Source organism: Streptomyces sp. NPDC059788 (assembly GCF_042732265.1).
Taxonomy (GTDB): Bacteria; Actinomycetota; Actinomycetes; order Streptomycetales; family Streptomycetaceae; genus Streptomyces.
Genome location: NZ_JBHWHY010000037.1, coordinates 70915 through 86929 on the forward strand (window position 1 = coordinate 70915; position 16015 = coordinate 86929).

Sequence of the window (16015 nt, forward strand, 5' to 3'; positions counted from 1 at the left end):
TCTCCGCTTCTCCGGCGGTCCTGGACCGCCGGGGTGGGGGCCGGTCCGGTTGCGCTACAGCTCGTGGCTGTGGTCGTCGTCGACGGGCACCAGGCGGCGCCGGTCGACCGTCTCCGCCATCGCCTCGATGGTCGAGTGTTCGAAGAACAGCGCGACCGGCAGGTCGGCGCCGCAGAACCGGGCGAGTTCGTTGCGTACGGTCAGCAGCTTCAGCGAGGTCCCGCCGGTGTCGAAGAACTTGTCGCGCATCCCGAACTCCCGGCGTCCCAGCACCTCGCACCAGATGCGGTGGACGGCGCGTTCGGTGGCGGTGCGCGGGCCGCGGTCGGCCGGCGGGCGGACGGCGTCCGGGGCGGGCAGGGCGGCCCGGTCGACCTTGCCGTTCGGTGTCAGGGGGAGGTGTTTGACGACGATGGTCTCCGAGGGCCGTAGGTACTCCGGCAGGCGGCCGTCCGCGAACCGCCGGACGGCGTCCGCGACCGGCGTTCCCGGGTGCTCGGGCACGACGTACGCGACCAGCCGCTTGTGGCCGGGGGTGTCCTCCCGTACGGTCACCGTCGCCTGGGCGACCCCGGGGCAGCGTCCGAGGACGGCGGCCGTCTCGTCCGGTTCGACGCGGTAGCCGCGGATCTTGACCTGGTCGTCGGTGCGGCCGAGGAATTCCAGGTGCCCGTCCCGGTTCCGGCGGACGAGGTCGCCGGTACGGTACATGCGTCCGCCGTACGGGCAGGTGACGAACCGTTCGGCGGTGAGCGCGGGCCGGTTCAGGTAGCCCCGGGCGACGCCGGTTCCGGACACGTACAGCTCTCCCGGGACACCGGTCGGCACCGGCCGCAGCAGACCGTCCAGGACGTACAGGCCGACCCCGTCGCGCGGGCCGCCGAGCGGCAGGGTGTCCGGGACCGGGGTGCCCGCCCGCAGCGTGTGCACGGTCGCGCACAGGGTGGTCTCCGTCGGCCCGTACAGGTGGCGGATCTCCAGGTCCGGGCAGGCGCGGGCGACGCGGGCCACGGCTTCGGCGGGCACCACGTCGCCGCCGGTGAGCACGTGCCGCAGCCCGGCCAGGCACTCCGGGGCCTCCTGCGCCAGCGCCCGGAAGAGACCCGCCGTCAGGTGGACGGAGGTCAGGCCCGCTTCGGCCACCAGGGCCGTCAGCAGGTCGGGGTCGGCGATGCCGTCGGGGGCGACGACGACGCAGCCGCCGTTCAGCAGCGGCACCCAGATCTCCAGGAAGGAGGCGTCGAAGGTGTGCGGGGCGTGGAAGAGCATCCGGCCGGTGGCGCAGCCGCCCCAGCAGGGGTCCGCCGCCAGGGCCGCCACGCTTCGGTGGGTCGCCGTCACGCCCTTCGGCTCCCCGGTGGAACCGGAGGTGTACATCACGGAGAACGCGGAGTCCGCGCTGACGGCGGCCGGGGCGGGTCCGGCGGCCGGCCCCGGTTCCGCGCCCGGCCCGTGTCCGGCGGCCATCCCGGCTTCCGCGCCCGCGTAGGCGAGGGCGTCCGGCAGGAGGTCCTCGGTGACTTCGAAGGCGGGTGCCGCGTTCGTCGTCATCAGGCCGGTGCGTTCGGCCGGGCCGCCCGGGTCGACGGGCACGTACGCCGCACCCGCCTCGACGACGCCGAGCAGTACGGCCGGCAGGTCCGCGGACCGGGGCAGCCGCACGGCCACCCGGTCCCCCGCCGTCACCCCGCGCGACCGCAGGTACCGGGCGACGGCGTCCGCGCGGCCGGCCAGTTCCCCGTACGTCAGGGTCCCGCCGCCGTACACGACCGCCGCCCGGTCCCGGCAGCGCTCCACCACCCTCGCGAACACCCCGGTCACCGTCTCCCCCGTGGTACCGGTCCGCCCCATGTCGACCCTCATGGTCAGCCGCTCCCGTTCCCCCTCCAGGAGGGCGTCGATGTCCGCCGGCCGGACCGCGGCGTCCCGGGCGAAGTGCTCCAGCACCCGCACCAGTCGGCCCGCGACGGCCTCGGCTTCGGCCCGGTCGAACAGGTCGGGCCGGTAGGTCAGCCGGAACTCGCCGGGCTGCGCGTTGAGGACGAGGGGGTAGTGGGCCGCGACGCGGCCGGTCGGCTCGGTGAGCCGGACCCCGCCGCCGAGGTCGCGGACCGCCGCCTCCAGCGGGAGGTTCTGGTAGACCACCAGCGTGTCGAACAGCTCCCGGGCGCCGGTGAGGGCGTGCAGTTCCCACAGGCCGACGTGTTCGTGCGCCAGGAGCGCGCTCTGTTCGCGGACCAGCCGGTGCAGGAAGTCGGCGAGCGGTTCCTGTTCGTCCCAACGCACCCGTACGGCGAGCGTGTTGATGAACATCCCGACCATGGTCTCGATGCCCGGTACGTCCGGCGGCCGACCGGATGTCGTCGTACCGAACACCACGTCGTCGCCACCACCGAGCCGGCCGAGCAGGATGCCCCAGGCGCCGCGGACCAGGGTGCTCATCGTCACGCCGAGGCGGCGCGCCCGGCGTTCCAGCCCGGCGGTCAGGTCCGCGGTGACGCCGACGGGGATCTCGACGGGGTCCGTCGGCGCGCCGGAGCCCCGGCCGCCCGCCACCAGGGTGGGCCGTACGCCGGTCAGGGTCCGGCGCCAGGCCGCGAGGGCGGCGTCCCGGTCGCGGGCGGCCAGCCAGGCGACGTACGTGCGGTAGGGCGTCACGGACGGCAGGCAGGCGAGGTCCCCCGCGTGTTCGTACAGCGTGGCCCATTCGTCCAGCAGGACCTCGACGGACCAGCCGTCACAGAGAATGTGGTGCATGCCCAGCAGAATGCGGTGCCGGTCGGCGGCCAGCCGTATCGCCGTCACCCGCAGCAACGGGGATTCGCCGAGGTCGAATCGGCGCTGCCATTCTTGGTCCGTCACCTGCCGTATCCGGGATTCATCCGTCTCGCTCAGGTCGGTTTCCGTCCAGGGAATATCCACGTCGCGCAGCACGAACTGCACGGTTTCCCCGGACCCCAGGGTGCGAAAGCCCGCCCGCAACGGTGCGTGCCTGCGGGTGAGCTGCTGGAGGGCGGACCGCAGCAGGGCCAGGTCGACCGGCCCCTCGAAATCCAGTGTCGTCTGGCTGCGGTAGATGTCGGTGGCCTGCGGATCGTAGCCGGCATGGAAGTACATGCCCATCTGCATGGCTGTCAGCGGCCATATATCAGCTAATTCGGACTTCCCCATGCGCGCGGCCCCCGCTCCGCTCAGCGATCGCACAGCACAACATCCCGGTCATGTTATCCAGCACCGCCCGGGGAAAGGGGACGTCCAACTGAGCATTTCCCCGGGCGTTATTGAGGTGTCCGGGTCAGCCCCCACGCGGAAGGCCGGGCGCGGCGCGGGACGGACACCGGGCCCGTGGGCGACCATGTCCGGGACGGGGCGGCGAGGGAGCCCCGCGGCGAACTCCTCCTCGCCGACCTGGCCGGCCCCCGACCTGGAGGGCATCCATCAGCTTCGCCTGGTCATCGAGGAACTGCGCACCCGCGCCACGGGCCTGCTGCGCATCTCCCTCGGCGGCCTGCGCGCCGGCCACCGTGGACCCGGGCCTCTCACCGGGCTCTCGCGGGCGCCACGGTGACGCCGTAGAGCCGGATCTTGCGGTAGATGGTGGCGCGGGAGATGCCGAGCTGCCGGGCCGCCGCGTCGCGGTTGCCCGCGGCGTCGTGCAGAGCCCGTACGATCGCGTCGCGTTCGACGGCTTCCCAGGGGGTGAGGGTCCGGCGGCAGGAGCTGTGGCACTCCGGCGCGAGGTCGTGCGGCTGAAGGTCCGCCTGGCGGCGCCCGCGCGCCGCCTGCTGGAGCACCCGGCTCAGGTGCCGTACGTTCCCCGGCCAGTCGAAGCGGGAGAGCACCTGCATCGCGGCCGGCGTGCAGGACACGGTGCCGCCGCCGTGCCGGGACAGCAGCGCCGGGACGAGGTCGCGGATGTCCTCGGGCCGGTAGCGCAGCGGCGCCACCGCCACCGTGCAGGGGAAGACGGCGCTGTCCAGGGCCGGGGGCGGGGCGGCGTGCGGGGCCGGTCCCCGCCCGGCGACCGTGTAGAGGCCGACCACCCACGGGCCGGCGCCGCGGTTGCGCCGCGCGCCGGCGAGCAGCGTCTCCAGCCGGTGCATCAGTTCCCGGCTCGCCACCTCCAGATGCTGGAGCACGACCGTGCCGTCCTCGTCGCGGAGGGCCTCTTCGGCGCGGGCCAGTACGTGCGGGGCGCGCGCGGATACGGACAGGTCCAGGACGCGCAGCCGCGCCCGGGGGCGGACCCAGTGGTGGGCGGCGCGGACCAGCGCCAGCTTGCCCACGCCCGCCTCGCCCACCACACGGGTGGGCAGCCGCTGCCGGCAGGCGGAGGTGACGTCCCGGCTCGCGGAGCGCCAGGACGGCGAGGTGCCGGCCAGGCCCGGCAGGAGCGCCGGGAGAGGTGACGGGAGGGGCTGCGGCCCGGTCCGGGTGCCGGGCGCCCGGTCCGCCGCGACGGTGGCGCCCCCGACCTCCGGCATCGTCATGGCGACGAGGCAGCCGACCGGCCGGGCGGGCGGGCCGACCAGGGTGCAGCGGGCCCGTACGTCCGGGCCGGAGGCCAGCCGCAGCGACGTGTCCACGCGCTGCCTGCGGCCGCCCGCCGGCGCGGCCAGCAGGTCGGCGGCCAGCGCGCCCAACTGGCGCAGGTCCTGCGGCTCCAGGAGGCGGGCCGCTTCGGTGTTGGTGGTGCGCAGGGTGGGCGTCACCAGGAGCACCGGGCCGCTGGCGCGCCGGGCGGCGGCGAGGAACGCGTCCAGGGCCGCGCGCTCGTTGCCGGAGTAGCGCTCCAGCAGCCGTTCCTCGATGTCGGTGGCGGCCTGCCGGACCACCGCGGCCATCAGCGGGGAGGCGTCCTGCCGCAGGCACGTCAGATTGACGACGCCTTCCTGCCGTCCGGTGAGCGGATTGCGTACGGGGATGCCGGCGCACGCCGCGCGCTGGAGCGGTTCGGAGAAGTGCTCGGGGCCGAAGACGGTGCTCAGGCGGCGTTCGGCCAGCGCGGTGCCGATGCCGTTGGTGCCGACGGCGTCCTCGGCGTAGCTGAAGCCCGGCGCCAGGTGCACCCGGTCCATCAGGCGGACCACCGCGGGGTCGCCGCCCCGGCGGGTCAGGACCCGGGCCGCGGAGTCCGCGAGGACCACGCCGGCCGTGCAGTCCGCGAGGAGTTCCCCGACGCGGTCGAGCACCGGTGCCGCCGCGGCCAGGAAGCGGCTGTCCCAGTCGATGTGTTTCTCCACGTGCGGGACGTGCAGTCGGTCGGCGTCGACCGCCTGCAGGCGGCAGCGTCTCCAGGAGGAGAGGATCGTGTCCCTGGTCCGTGGTTGCGGCGTGCCGGGGACGGTGGTGACGGGCGCGGGGCTGCCGGCCGTACCGGGTGCGTCCGGTCCGCGCGGGGCCGCCGCTGTCGCCGTTTCGGGCGCACCGCCCAGCATTCGCTCGCGTGCCCGCATGACCGCCCGTTCGGGGATGTCCCGGAAGTCCATGGTTGCAGACATGCCCCGGGCGCCGAACCGCGATCCCCGCGACGGGCCCCGATCGCGGCACGGCGCGCGGCGCTTTTCCACCTCGGCGCGAAAACCCGCTCAGCGCAGGGCAGTTGCCGCCGTACCGTCTCAGAGTGAGACATCACGCCGGGTGCGGCGCGTGCTGTAATTCTGAGCGCGTCGGCACGATTGCGGGCGCCGTACGACGACAGGGCCCCGGTCCCGCCGCCGTGCGCGAGGACCGCCCATGCCGACCAGGCCGCAGGAGCCGACCGTGACGCTGTGCTGGAACGGACGCCCGACCCCTCTCGACGCGAGCCGCCCCTCGGAGCAGTACGCACTGAAGCTGACCGAGGCGAACCGCTCCGCGCTGGCCGACCTGTTCGCGTCGCTGGACATACTGGAGAACCTGATCGGCCAGATCCGGGACAACGCGCACGACACGGTGGCGGGCGCCAACACCTGTCTCGCCCAGTCCCTGCACCACGTGCAGACCAGCCTGGCGACCCTGGAGGCGCTCGACGACCTGACCCGCCGCGTACTGCCGCGGCTGTCACCGCCGCACGAGAGCGGCAGGGCCTGAGCGGGACCGCGCCTGCGGGCCCCGGCCGGACGTCGGCCCGGCCGACGCGACGTCAGTCCCGGCCGGCGCGCAGCTCGCTCCAGTCCAGCAGTTCGCTGGCCTCGCGCTCCGTCTCCTTGGCCAGCTGGCGGACCTGGGCCAGTACGTCGCCGTGCTCCTCGATGAGGCTGTCGTAGATCGGTGGGCCGGCGGGCAGGCGGGCAGCGGTCATCTGGGGTCAGTCCTCGAACCATTCAGCCGCACCGTCCCCCGCCCGGAGCAGGGGGATGCGGAAACTACAACGACGCCGGAACTACGGCCGGACCGCGTCTCAGGCGGCCAGGAGAGAGTCCTCCCGCACGCCCGTGCCGGGCAGCCGGTGCCTGGCCGCGACCAGTGCCGCATCAACATCCTTCGTTCCGGTGGAAATACACAGCGAGTAGGCGAGATCGTCCATCCGCCGACGCAGCTCAGGACTGCCGTCCTCAGCACGCAGCACCCGCAATGTCTCGTACTGATCGACGAGGTTACCCAACACCACCGGGTGCGCCAACAACATCCTCTTCCCCTTTCATCACATCATTGCCTTCGTTTCACCGTCGCGACTACCCGCCCGACGGCCCCTCATGCCCACAGCGAAAGAGATACATCACACGTCCCACAACACACTCGGTGTCCCGCGCGCCCCGCACACCGGACGCCCCCCACCCGCGATGCTGGGCTCCGGACGTACGCGGAAGCACGCATGCGTACGCGACGGTGATACGCCGTCGCGCGCAGCGGCGAAGGGAGCTCCGGACATGCAGATCGATCTCTCCGGCCGGACGGCCGTGGTGACGGGTTCTTCCCAGGGCATCGGCCACGCCATCGCGACCGGCCTCGCGCGGGCGGGCGCGGACGTCGTGCTCACCGGACGCGACACCGGGCGCCTCGACGAGGCCGCCGGCCGGCTGCGCGCGGCGGTGCCCGGCGCGACGGTGTCCGGGGTGACCGCCGACCTCGCCACCGAGGGCGGCGCGCGGGACCTCCTGTCGGCCGTGCCGCACACCGACATCCTCGTGAACAACCTCGGCATCTTCGGCTCCCGCCCGGCCCTGGAGATCACCGACGCCCAGTGGCGCGAGTACTTCGAGACCAACGTGCTCAGCGCGGTCCGCCTGATCCGGCTGTACCTGCCGGGCATGACGGAGCGCGGCTGGGGGCGCGTACAGAACATCGCCAGCGACTCCGCGGTCGTGGTGCCCGCCGAGATGATTCACTACGGCGTGTCCAAGACGTCGCTGCTGGCCGTCTCGCGGGGCTTCGCCAAGGAGGCCGCGGGGACGGGCGTCACGGTCAACTCCGTGATCGCCGGGCCGACGCACACCGGCGGCGTCGAGGACTTCGTATATCAGTTGGTCGACCGTGATCTTCCGTGGGACGCTGCCCAGCGGGAGTTCATGCGCGTACACCGCCCCCAGTCGCTGCTGCAACGCCTCATCGAGCCCGAGGAGATCGCCAACATGGTCGTCTACCTCAGCTCGCCCCAGGCATCGGCGACCACCGGCGGCGCGCTGCGCGTCGACGGCGGATACGTGGACGCGATCCTGCCCTGACTCCACCGGGCCGGGCCCCCAAGGGCCGTCCGCACCGGTCTTCCGTCACCGAGAAATGAGCATCCGCCATGCCCGACCACGACCACGACCAGCACCGGGCCCCCGGCGAGGGCGACGCCGCCGGGAACGGGTTCGCCGGCCGGCTCCGCGAGCGGACCGCCGTCCTCGGCACCCTCGACCCCGAGGAACCGCTCGACGACCTGGAGCCGCTGCGGGCGCTCATCGGTGACGCCCGCGTCGTCGCGCTCGGCGAGAACTCGCACTTCATCCAGGAGTTCGGCCTGGCCCGCGAACGTATCCTGCGCTTCCTCGTCCAGCGCTGCGGATTCACCGCACTGGCCTTCGAGTACGGCTTCAGCGAGGGCTTCGCGCTGGACGCGTGGGCGCAAGGGGAGGGCACGGAGGAGGACTTCGCGCGGCAGACCCAGGCGTCCATCCCCATCGGGCTGTCCGGCCCGCTGCACTGGCTGCGCCGCTACAACCGGACCGCGACCCTCCCCGTACGGTTCGCCGGTGTGGACGTGCCGGAGGCCGGGGGCTCCCTGCTCCCGGCCCTGGCTCCGGTGGCCGAGTACCTCCGCGAGGTCGATCCGGACGGCCTGCCGCTCGTCCAGGACGCCATGAAGACCGCCGAACGGTTCGCCTGCGCGTCCATGGCGCTCGCGGCGCCCGCCTGGGCCCGGCTGGACACCGGCGAGCAGGACGCCCTCAGCACGATGCTGACGCGCCTGCGTACGCGACTGCGGGCCATGGAACCGCTGTACGTCGGGCGCGGCGGCCGGCCCGCTTACGACATCGCCCTGCGCCGCGCCGAGGCGGCGTGCCACACCGACCACCAGTTGCGGGCCATGTCCGAGCTGTACGCGGGGAACGGTGTGCCGGCCGACGCCTCGGCCCGCGAGGTCTTCATGGCCGACTCGGTCCGGTGGCTCCTGGACCGCTCCGCGCCCGGCACGCGCGTCGTGCTCCCCGCGCACAACGCGCACATCCAGCGGACGACGGTCTCGTTCGACGGCCGCCTCACGTCGCTCCCCATGGGCCACCACCTGAGCCATGCCCTGGGCGAGGACTACTTCGCCCTCGGTATGACCGGCGTCGGCGGCCGTACCGCGGACATGCACCTCGACGAGCACACCGCCTTCGGCTTCCGCGTCGAGGACACCGCACTCGGCGCGCCGGAGCCCGGCAGCGTCGAGGCGGCCTTCGTGGCGGCCGGTCTGGGGTCGGACATCGCGCTGGCCGGGCTGCGCGCACACCGGGGTACGGAGCCGGGCGAAGCGGCGGAGGCGGCCCCCGACCGTATCCGTATGCACAGTGGCTACCTGCGGACTCCCGTCGTCGACGCCTTCGACGGCCTCCTGAGCGTCCCGGCCACCACCGTGGTCGACGACCTCGGGTTCTGACCGCCCCCGCACGCCGCCCGCTTCGCCGCCGCCCTTTCCCAATGCCGGGACAGCGGTCGGCGGGAGCGGCACAGTGGTAGACGGGACGCGTGCAGGGCCCGTCAGGAGGTGCGGCCGTCATGACGTACCGGCTGGTGATGACACGAGAGGCACGGAGCCGGCTGAACGGCCTGCGCCGCGACGACCCGCGGGCGGCCCGGCTCGTCGGGGAGGCGGTGACCGCGCTGCTGGAGCACGGCCTGCGGCTCGGACCTCCCCTGGTGGTGCCGGTGGGCGCCGCCCTGCGGGCGGGCGAGCCGCGGGAGGCCCTGGACTACTGGTATCAGCGCCAGCTCACGCTGCTGCTGAAGGTCCGGCGGGCGGTGGCCGACGTGGCGGTATCGCGCCGCGAACTCGACCGGCAGGTCGGCGAGCTGGGCCGGCAGGCCCGGCGGCTGTCCGACCTGGGGGCACAGGCCGTCGCCTCGGGCCGCACGGATCTCGCCCGGGAGGCGGACGACCGGCGGTCGGCGGTGCGCCACCAGCAGGTGCTGCTCGACGAGTCGCGTGCCGACGTCCGCAAGCGGGAGGCCGCCCTCATCGGGATCAGCCGGCGGGTGCAGGACCAGGTCGACGGCTTCCGGTCCCGCAGGGCGGGGGTGGAGGCCGTCCAGTCGGCCGGGCATGCCCAGCAGAGCGTGCACGAGGCGTGCGCCGAGGCGGACGGGCCGGACGGTGGAGAGGAGGCGGCGTGTGCCGAGGCGGACGGCGCGGTCGCCTCGGCCGGGGCGGCGGCCCGCGACATGGCCGCCGGGGCCGAGCGGCTTGAGCACGAGGTGGACGAGCCGCTGGGCGCGCCGCCACCGGCCATGGAGCTGTACGAGCTGCGGCTCGGCGCGCTGACGGGCCGGGACCTGCGGATGCTGTGCACCATCGAGACCGGGAAGAGCGCGGCGGATGCGGGGGCCGCCGGGGCGGACCCGGCCGCCGAGGCCGTGGTGCTGCTCGCCGTGGCCGCGGACCGTACGCAGTGGTGGGACTGGTACGAGTACGCCCTGCCGTCGGCCCGCAGGCGCCTGGCGGAGCGGGAGTTGCGCGGGCGGGAACCCGGCGCCGAGGACCAGGCTTTCTGCGGGAGCCGTGCCTTCCTCCACGAGTGGTACCCCGGGCGGGACGAGGAGCGGCTCGACGGGGCGGCGCTGCTCGTGGCCCGGAACCGGGGGCAGCGGCTGGCGTCGGTGCGCCGCCGCCGGGGGGTGACCCGGGGTCAGCTCGCCGTGCGCATGGGGGTGCCGGCCGCCCGCGTGGCGGAGATCGAGAAAGCCGAGCCGGGCGCCGTCGAGGTGCGCACCCTCGCCGCGTACGTGGAGGCCCTGTGCGGACGGCTGGAGATCGTCGCGGATTTCGACACGGAGCGGCTGATCCTCGGCTGAGGCCCGGGGTCCTGGCCGGGTGGCGGGACGGATGCCGGTACGGGCGCCGGGCCGGGTGCCGTGAGCGGTCCGGCCCGTCCGCGTACCGGAGATCGGGCCCGTTGAGCGGGCGAACGGGCGGGGCCACGGCGGCACGGCCCGGAATCACGGCACGGAAACAGGCAGAAACGGCCGGGTTTTTCTCCGTTACGGGCATCGGAACGCGCCCCCTCGCTTGCTATAAACCTGGTGCCGGGCAGAAACGGGCAGGACGATGACCGAACGGAACGCCGTGGTACCGAGGGAACCGAGCAGGAGTACGCCGTGAGAGCCGAGGAACGCCAGCACCGCATCCTCGTGCTGGCCCGCCAGGCCGGACGGGTGGACGTCACGGACGTCGCCGGGGAGTTCGGGGTGGCGCGCGAGACCGTACGGCGCGACCTGAGCGAACTGGAGCGGCGCGGCCTGGTCCGGCGCACGCACGGCGCCGCGTACCCGGTGGAGAGCGCCGGCTTCGAGACGACGCTGGCCCGGCGTGAGACGCAGCAGGTGGCGGAGAAGCGGCGGATCGCCGCCGCCGCCGTGCAACTCCTCGGCGAGGCCGAGACCGTGTTCATCGACGAGGGCTACACGCCGGAGCTGCTGGCGATGCTGCTGCCGGCCGACCGGCCGCTGACGGTGGTCACCTCCTCGCTGCGCACCGCGTCGCTGGTCTCGGCCGCCGAGACGACCACCGTACTGCTGCTCGGCGGGCGGGTGCGGTCCGGGACGCAGGCCGCGGTGGGGTCCTGGGCCCGGGACATGCTCGCGGGCTTCGTCATCGACCTGGCGTTCCTCGGGGCGAACGGGGTGTCGCGGGAACACGGCCTGACCACTCCCGACCCGGCCGTCGCCGACGTGAAGGCGCAGGCCGTGCGGTCGTCGCGGCGGCGGGTCCTGATCGGGGTGCACAGCAAGTTCGGGGCGAGCAGCTTCTGCCGCTTCGCCTCCGTACGGGACGTGGACACGATCGTCACGGACACCGGCCTCTCCGCTCCGGAGGCCCACCGGTACTCGCTCCTGGGCCCGCAGGTCCTGCGGGTCTGACGACGGCGGCGCGCACGGCGTGCGCTCCTCCCCCACGGTGCGCATGCCGTACGCGGACGCCGTGACCAGGTGACAACGGTGTGCCCCCGGAGAACCGGGCCGCTCGGAACCGGCGTGCGGCCCGCGGTCCGCCGTGCCCGCGACCCGTGCCGGCACGCTTCCCGGGCCGCTTCGGCCGGTGAATTTCCAGCAGAGTTCAGCAGAGAGGTGTCGAGCCGTGCGAGCACGATCTCCCGGACGGACCGTTCGCGTCCGACGGGTCCTACCGCAGAGGGGACGGCGTGGTCCGCTGGGGCTGGCGGCCGTCGTGGTGACCGTCTCCCTGGCCCTCGGCGGCTGTTACCGCGGCGCCGGCGCCCTCGGCAACGAGGGCCCGAACACCATCAACGTCCTGATGGTGAACAACCCGCAGATGGTGGACCTGCAACGGCTGACCGCCGAGCACTTCACCAAGGAGACCGGCATCAAGGTCAACTACACCGTGCTGCCCGAGGACGACCTGCGCGACAAGATGAGCCAGGACTTCTCCAGCCAGGCCGGCCAGTACGACGTGGCCAGTCTCAGCAACTACGAGACCCCCATCTACGCCCGCAACGGCTGGCTGACCCCGCTCGGCGACCGGGCCGCGCGGGACACCGGGTTCGACCAGGGCGACCTGCTCGCTCCCGTACGCAAGTCGCTGACCGCGGCCGACGGGAAGGTCTACGCGCAGCCCTTCTACGGGGAGTCGTCGTTCCTCATGTACCGCGCGGACGTCCTTCGGGACCTGGGGCTGACGATGCCCGCGAAACCCACCTGGCAGCAGGTCGCGCGGCTCGCGGCGAAGCTCGACGGTGCCCGGCCCGGCATGAAGGGCATCTGCCTGCGCGGCCAGCCCGGCTGGGGGCAGCTCGCGGCGCCGCTGACGTCGGTGGTCAACACCTTCGGCGGCACCTGGTTCACCAAGGACTGGCAGGCCCGGGTGAACAGCCCGGAGTTCACCGCGGCCACCCGCTTCTACGTCGACCTGCTGCGCGCACACGGACAGGCGGGCGCCCCGCAGGCCGGGTACACCGAGTGCCTGAACGACATGCAGCAGGGCAAGGTCGCCATGTGGTACGACGCGACCGCCGGCGCCGGTTCGCTGGAGAGCGGCGATTCCAAGGTCGCGGGGAAGGTCGGCTACGCGCCGGCACCCGTCGAGCGGACGGCCAGTTCGGGCTGGCTCTACACCTGGGCGTGGGGCGTGCAGAAGGCGAGCACCCATCAGGACGCGGCCTGGAAGTTCATCTCCTGGGCCTCCGGCAAGGGCTACGAGCGGCTGGTGGGCGAGCAGCTGGGCTGGTCGAAGGTACCGGCGGGCAAGCGTGCTTCCACCTACCGCGACCCCGACTACCTGCGGCAGTCCGGGGCGTTCGCCGCGGCGACGAAGAACGCGATCACCTCGGCCCGGCCCGACGACCCGGGGGTGCAGCCGAGGCCCGCGCCCGGCATCCAGTTCGTCGGCATACCCGAGTTCTCCGACCTGGGCACCAAGGTCTCGCACGAGGTCAGTTCGGCCATCGCGGGACGGCAGAGCGTGCCCGAGGCGCTCGACAAGAGCCAGCGGCTGGCGGAGGAGGTGGCCCGTGCCTACGCAGAGCGTTGAGACGCGGAACGAACGCGGTGGCCGGAGCGGCGCGCCGCACCCCGGCGGCAGCGCGGGACCGCCCCGCGCGGGCGCGCGTACCGGCCGGCGCGCCGCGGCCTGGGCCCGTCGCGCCCCGCTGCTGCCCGCCCTGGTCTTCCTGATCGTGGTGACCCAGCTGCCCTTCGTGGCCACCGTCGTCATCTCCTTCACCCGGTGGAACGCGCTGGCTCCCGACAACCGGGGCTTCGCGGCCTTCGACAACTACCAGGCCGTCTTCACCGACCCCGCGATGCGCTCGGCCATCTTCACCACGGTGCTGCTGACCGTGACCGTGGTGCTCGTCAGCCTGCTGCTGGGGCTGGGCCTCGCGCTGCTGCTGGACCGCAAGTTCTGGGGGCGCGGGATCGTCCGTACGATGCTGATCACCCCGTTCCTGGTCGTGCCCGTCGCCGCCGCGCTGCTGTGGAAGCACGCCCTCTACAACGCCTCGTACGGGCTGATCAACGGCTCGCTGACCTGGATATGGGGGCTGTTCGGCAGCTCGGACGCGCCACAGCCGGACTGGATGACCGCCTCGCCGCTGGCGGCGGTCGAGGTGTCGCTGATCTGGCAGTGGACGCCGTTCATGATGCTGATCCTGCTGGCCGGGCTGCAGAGCCGGCCCGCCGACGCCGTCGAGGCGGCCCGCGTCGACGGTGCCTCCACCTTCGACGTCTTCCGCTACCTGACCCTCCCCCACCTGCGCCGCTACCTGGAACTGGCCGCACTGCTCGGCACCGTCTACGTGGTGCAGAACTTCGACGCGGTCTTCACCATCACCTCGGGCGGTCTGGGCACGGCCAACCTGCCGTACACCATCTACCAGACCTTCTACCAGGCCCACGACTACGGACTGGCCTCCGCGCAGGGCGTCGTGGTCGTGCTCTGCTCCCTGCTGGTGGCGACCTTCGCGCTGCGCACCGTCTCGTCCCTGCTCCGTGAGGAGGTCACCCGATGAACGCGAGCGCGGTGCGGGGCGCCGTTCCCGCCGTACGGCGGCGGCGCGCCGGAAGTCTGCTGGGCCTGGCCGCCTGGCTCTGCGGTATCGCCTTCTTCCTGCCGGTGGCGTGGATGGTGCTCACGTCCCTGCACAGCGAGGCGGACGCGGCGACCAACCCGCCGAGCGTCGGTGCCGGGCTGACGCTGCACGGCTACCGCGAGTTCTTCGGCGCGGGCACCGGCATCAGCCCCTGGCCGCCGCTGATCAACTCGCTGACGGCGTCGCTCGCGTCCACCCTGCTGGTGCTGGTGCTCGCCGTCCCGGCGGCGTACGCGCTCTCCATCAAGCCGGTGCGCAAGTGGAGCGATGTGCTGTTCTTCTTCCTGTCCACCAAGATGCTGCCGCTGGTGGCCGGGCTGCTGCCGGTCTATCTGATCGCCCAGAACGCGCGGATGCTGGACAACATCTGGCTGCTCGTCATCCTCTACACCTCGATGAACCTGCCGATCGCGGTGTGGATGATGCGCTCCTTCCTGGCCGAGGTGCCGGTGGAGATGCTGGAGGCCGCCTCCATCGACGGCGCCGGACTGCCCACGACACTGGTGCGCATCGTCGCCCCGGTCGCCCTGCCCGGCATCGCGGCCACCGCACTGATCTCGTTCATCTTCAGCTGGAACGAGCTGCTGTTCGCCCGGGTGCTCACCGGCATCGTCGCCGGGACCTCACCGGTCTTCCTGACCGGGTTCGTGACCAGCCAGGGCCTGTTCCTGGCCAAGGTGTGCGCCGCCGCCACCGTCATCTCCCTGCCGGTGCTCGCCGCCGGGTTCGCCGCCCAGGACAAGCTCGTCCAGGGCCTCTCCCTAGGAGCCGTGAAATGAAGGCCGCAGTCATCAGCGCCCCCGGCCGTGTCGAGGTCACCACCGTCGACGACCCGGCGCCCGGGCCGCTGGAGGTCGTCGTCGACGTCGCGGGCTGCGGGCTGTGCGGCACCGACCTGCACATCCTCCAGGGCGAGTTCGCGCCGTCGCTGCCCGTCGTCCCCGGGCACGAGTTCGCCGGCACGGTCGTCGCCACCGGCGGCGAGGTCACCGGGCTCGCCGAGGGCGACCGGGTCGCCGTCGACCCCTCCCTGTACTGCTACGCGTGCCACTACTGCCGCATCGGCCGCAACAACCTGTGCGAGCGGTGGGCCGCCATCGGGGTGACCACGGCCGGCGGCGCCGCCGAGTTCGCCGTCGCGCCGGCCGCGAACTGCGTGAAGCTGCCCGAGCACGTACGGACCGAGGACGCGGCGCTCATCGAGCCGCTGTCCTGCGCCGTACGGGGGTACGACATCCTGCGCTCCCAGCAGCTCGGCACCCACGTGCTGGTCTACGGCTCCGGGACGATGGGGCTGATGATGCTGGAACTGGCCAAGCGCACCGGCGCGGCGGGCGTCGACATGATCGACGTCAATCCGCAGCGGCTGGCCACCGCGCGGCAGTTGGGGTGCAGCAACGCGGCCGCCTCCGCCGACGAGCTGGACCGGCCGCGCGGCTGGGACGTGGTCATCGACGCCACCGGCAACGAGCGCGCGATCCAGGACGCGCTGGGCCGCGTCGGCAAGGGCGGTACGTTCCTCCAGTTCGGCGTCTCCGACTACGCGGCGCGCGCCGTGATCGAGCCGTACCGGATCTACAACCAGGAGATCACCATCACCGGTTCGATGGCGGTGCTGCACAGCTACGAGCGGGCCGCCGAGCTGTTCGCCGCGGGCGTCCTGGACCCGAAGGTCTTCATCAGCGACCGGCTGCCCCTGGACCGGTACGCGGAGGCGCTGGACCGCTTCAAGGCGGGCCGGGGACGGAAGATCCAGGTCACCCCCTGACCGGGGGCCGGCCGGGAGCCGATCGGGGGATTGA

At 73.1% G+C, this 16015-nt stretch carries 14 protein-coding genes; 10 read left to right on the forward strand and 4 right to left on the reverse strand.

What is annotated here, in order from left to right; all coding sequences use genetic code 11:
* Positions 1–54 precede the first annotated feature (54 nt).
* Entirely contained in the window at positions 55–3171 is a 3117-nt protein-coding gene (locus tag ACFV57_RS29210; protein WP_385238347.1) for an amino acid adenylation domain-containing protein, read from the reverse strand.
* A gap of 184 nt (positions 3172–3355) precedes the next feature.
* On the opposite strand from ACFV57_RS29210, the gene ACFV57_RS29215 reads away from it, so the two are divergent.
* Positions 3356–3568 carry a hypothetical protein gene (locus ACFV57_RS29215; protein WP_385238348.1) on the forward strand — a complete coding sequence of 71 codons (213 nt, stop codon included), beginning with the start codon at positions 3356–3358 and terminating at the stop codon, positions 3566–3568.
* On the opposite strand, the gene ACFV57_RS29220 is transcribed toward ACFV57_RS29215, so the two are convergent.
* On the reverse strand, positions 3540–5501 hold the full coding sequence (locus ACFV57_RS29220; RefSeq protein WP_385238350.1) for a sigma-54-dependent Fis family transcriptional regulator: 1962 nt from the start codon (positions 5499–5501) through the stop codon (positions 3540–3542). The two genes, ACFV57_RS29215 and ACFV57_RS29220, sit on opposite strands and share 29 nt — an antisense overlap.
* A 235-nt stretch (positions 5502–5736) precedes the next feature.
* Between ACFV57_RS29220 and ACFV57_RS29225 the strand changes: the two genes are divergently transcribed.
* Positions 5737–6072 (forward strand): hypothetical protein, encoded by a 336-nt coding sequence (locus ACFV57_RS29225; protein WP_385238351.1) that lies wholly within the window; start codon positions 5737–5739, stop codon positions 6070–6072.
* A gap of 52 nt (positions 6073–6124) precedes the next feature.
* Here ACFV57_RS29225 and ACFV57_RS29230 read toward each other — a convergent pair whose 3' ends face one another.
* Together ACFV57_RS29230 and ACFV57_RS29235 are read right to left on the reverse strand one after the other, a co-directional pair.
* Positions 6125–6283, reverse strand: coding sequence for a hypothetical protein (locus ACFV57_RS29230; protein ID WP_385238353.1), 159 nt, complete (start codon positions 6281–6283; stop codon positions 6125–6127).
* Between the two features lie 99 nt (positions 6284–6382).
* Entirely contained in the window at positions 6383–6610 is a 228-nt protein-coding gene (locus ACFV57_RS29235) for a DUF5133 domain-containing protein (RefSeq protein ID WP_385238354.1), read from the reverse strand.
* Between the two features lie 241 nt (positions 6611–6851).
* Here ACFV57_RS29235 and ACFV57_RS29240 point away from each other — a divergent pair, with 241 nt between their 5' ends.
* From ACFV57_RS29240 to ACFV57_RS29275, 8 genes are all read left to right on the forward strand, one after another.
* A complete protein-coding gene (locus ACFV57_RS29240; protein ID WP_385238356.1) occupies positions 6852–7646 on the forward strand; it encodes an SDR family NAD(P)-dependent oxidoreductase in 795 nt (264 codons plus the stop codon).
* A gap of 68 nt (positions 7647–7714) precedes the next feature.
* Entirely contained in the window at positions 7715–9049 is a 1335-nt protein-coding gene (locus tag ACFV57_RS29245) for an erythromycin esterase family protein (RefSeq protein WP_385238357.1), read from the forward strand.
* Between the two features lie 119 nt (positions 9050–9168).
* Positions 9169–10461 (forward strand): PspA/IM30 family protein, encoded by a 1293-nt coding sequence (locus ACFV57_RS29250; protein ID WP_385238359.1) that lies wholly within the window; start codon positions 9169–9171, stop codon positions 10459–10461.
* Positions 10462–10764: 303 nt separating this feature from the next.
* On the forward strand, positions 10765–11526 hold the full coding sequence (locus ACFV57_RS29255) for a DeoR/GlpR family DNA-binding transcription regulator (RefSeq protein WP_385238360.1): 762 nt from the start codon (positions 10765–10767) through the stop codon (positions 11524–11526).
* Positions 11527–11833: 307 nt separating this feature from the next.
* Positions 11834–13153 carry an ABC transporter substrate-binding protein gene (locus ACFV57_RS29260; RefSeq protein WP_385238362.1) on the forward strand — a complete coding sequence of 440 codons (1320 nt, stop codon included), beginning with the start codon at positions 11834–11836 and terminating at the stop codon, positions 13151–13153.
* Entirely contained in the window at positions 13134–14132 is a 999-nt protein-coding gene (locus tag ACFV57_RS29265) for a carbohydrate ABC transporter permease (protein ID WP_385238363.1), read from the forward strand. The genes ACFV57_RS29260 and ACFV57_RS29265 overlap by 20 nt, the downstream gene beginning before the upstream one ends.
* Positions 14129–14992 (forward strand): carbohydrate ABC transporter permease, encoded by an 864-nt coding sequence (locus ACFV57_RS29270; protein WP_385238365.1) that lies wholly within the window; start codon positions 14129–14131, stop codon positions 14990–14992. The genes ACFV57_RS29265 and ACFV57_RS29270 overlap by 4 nt, the downstream gene beginning before the upstream one ends.
* Entirely contained in the window at positions 14989–15981 is a 993-nt protein-coding gene (locus tag ACFV57_RS29275) for a zinc-dependent alcohol dehydrogenase family protein (protein ID WP_385238366.1), read from the forward strand. The genes ACFV57_RS29270 and ACFV57_RS29275 overlap by 4 nt, the downstream gene beginning before the upstream one ends.
* Positions 15982–16015 lie beyond the last annotated feature (34 nt).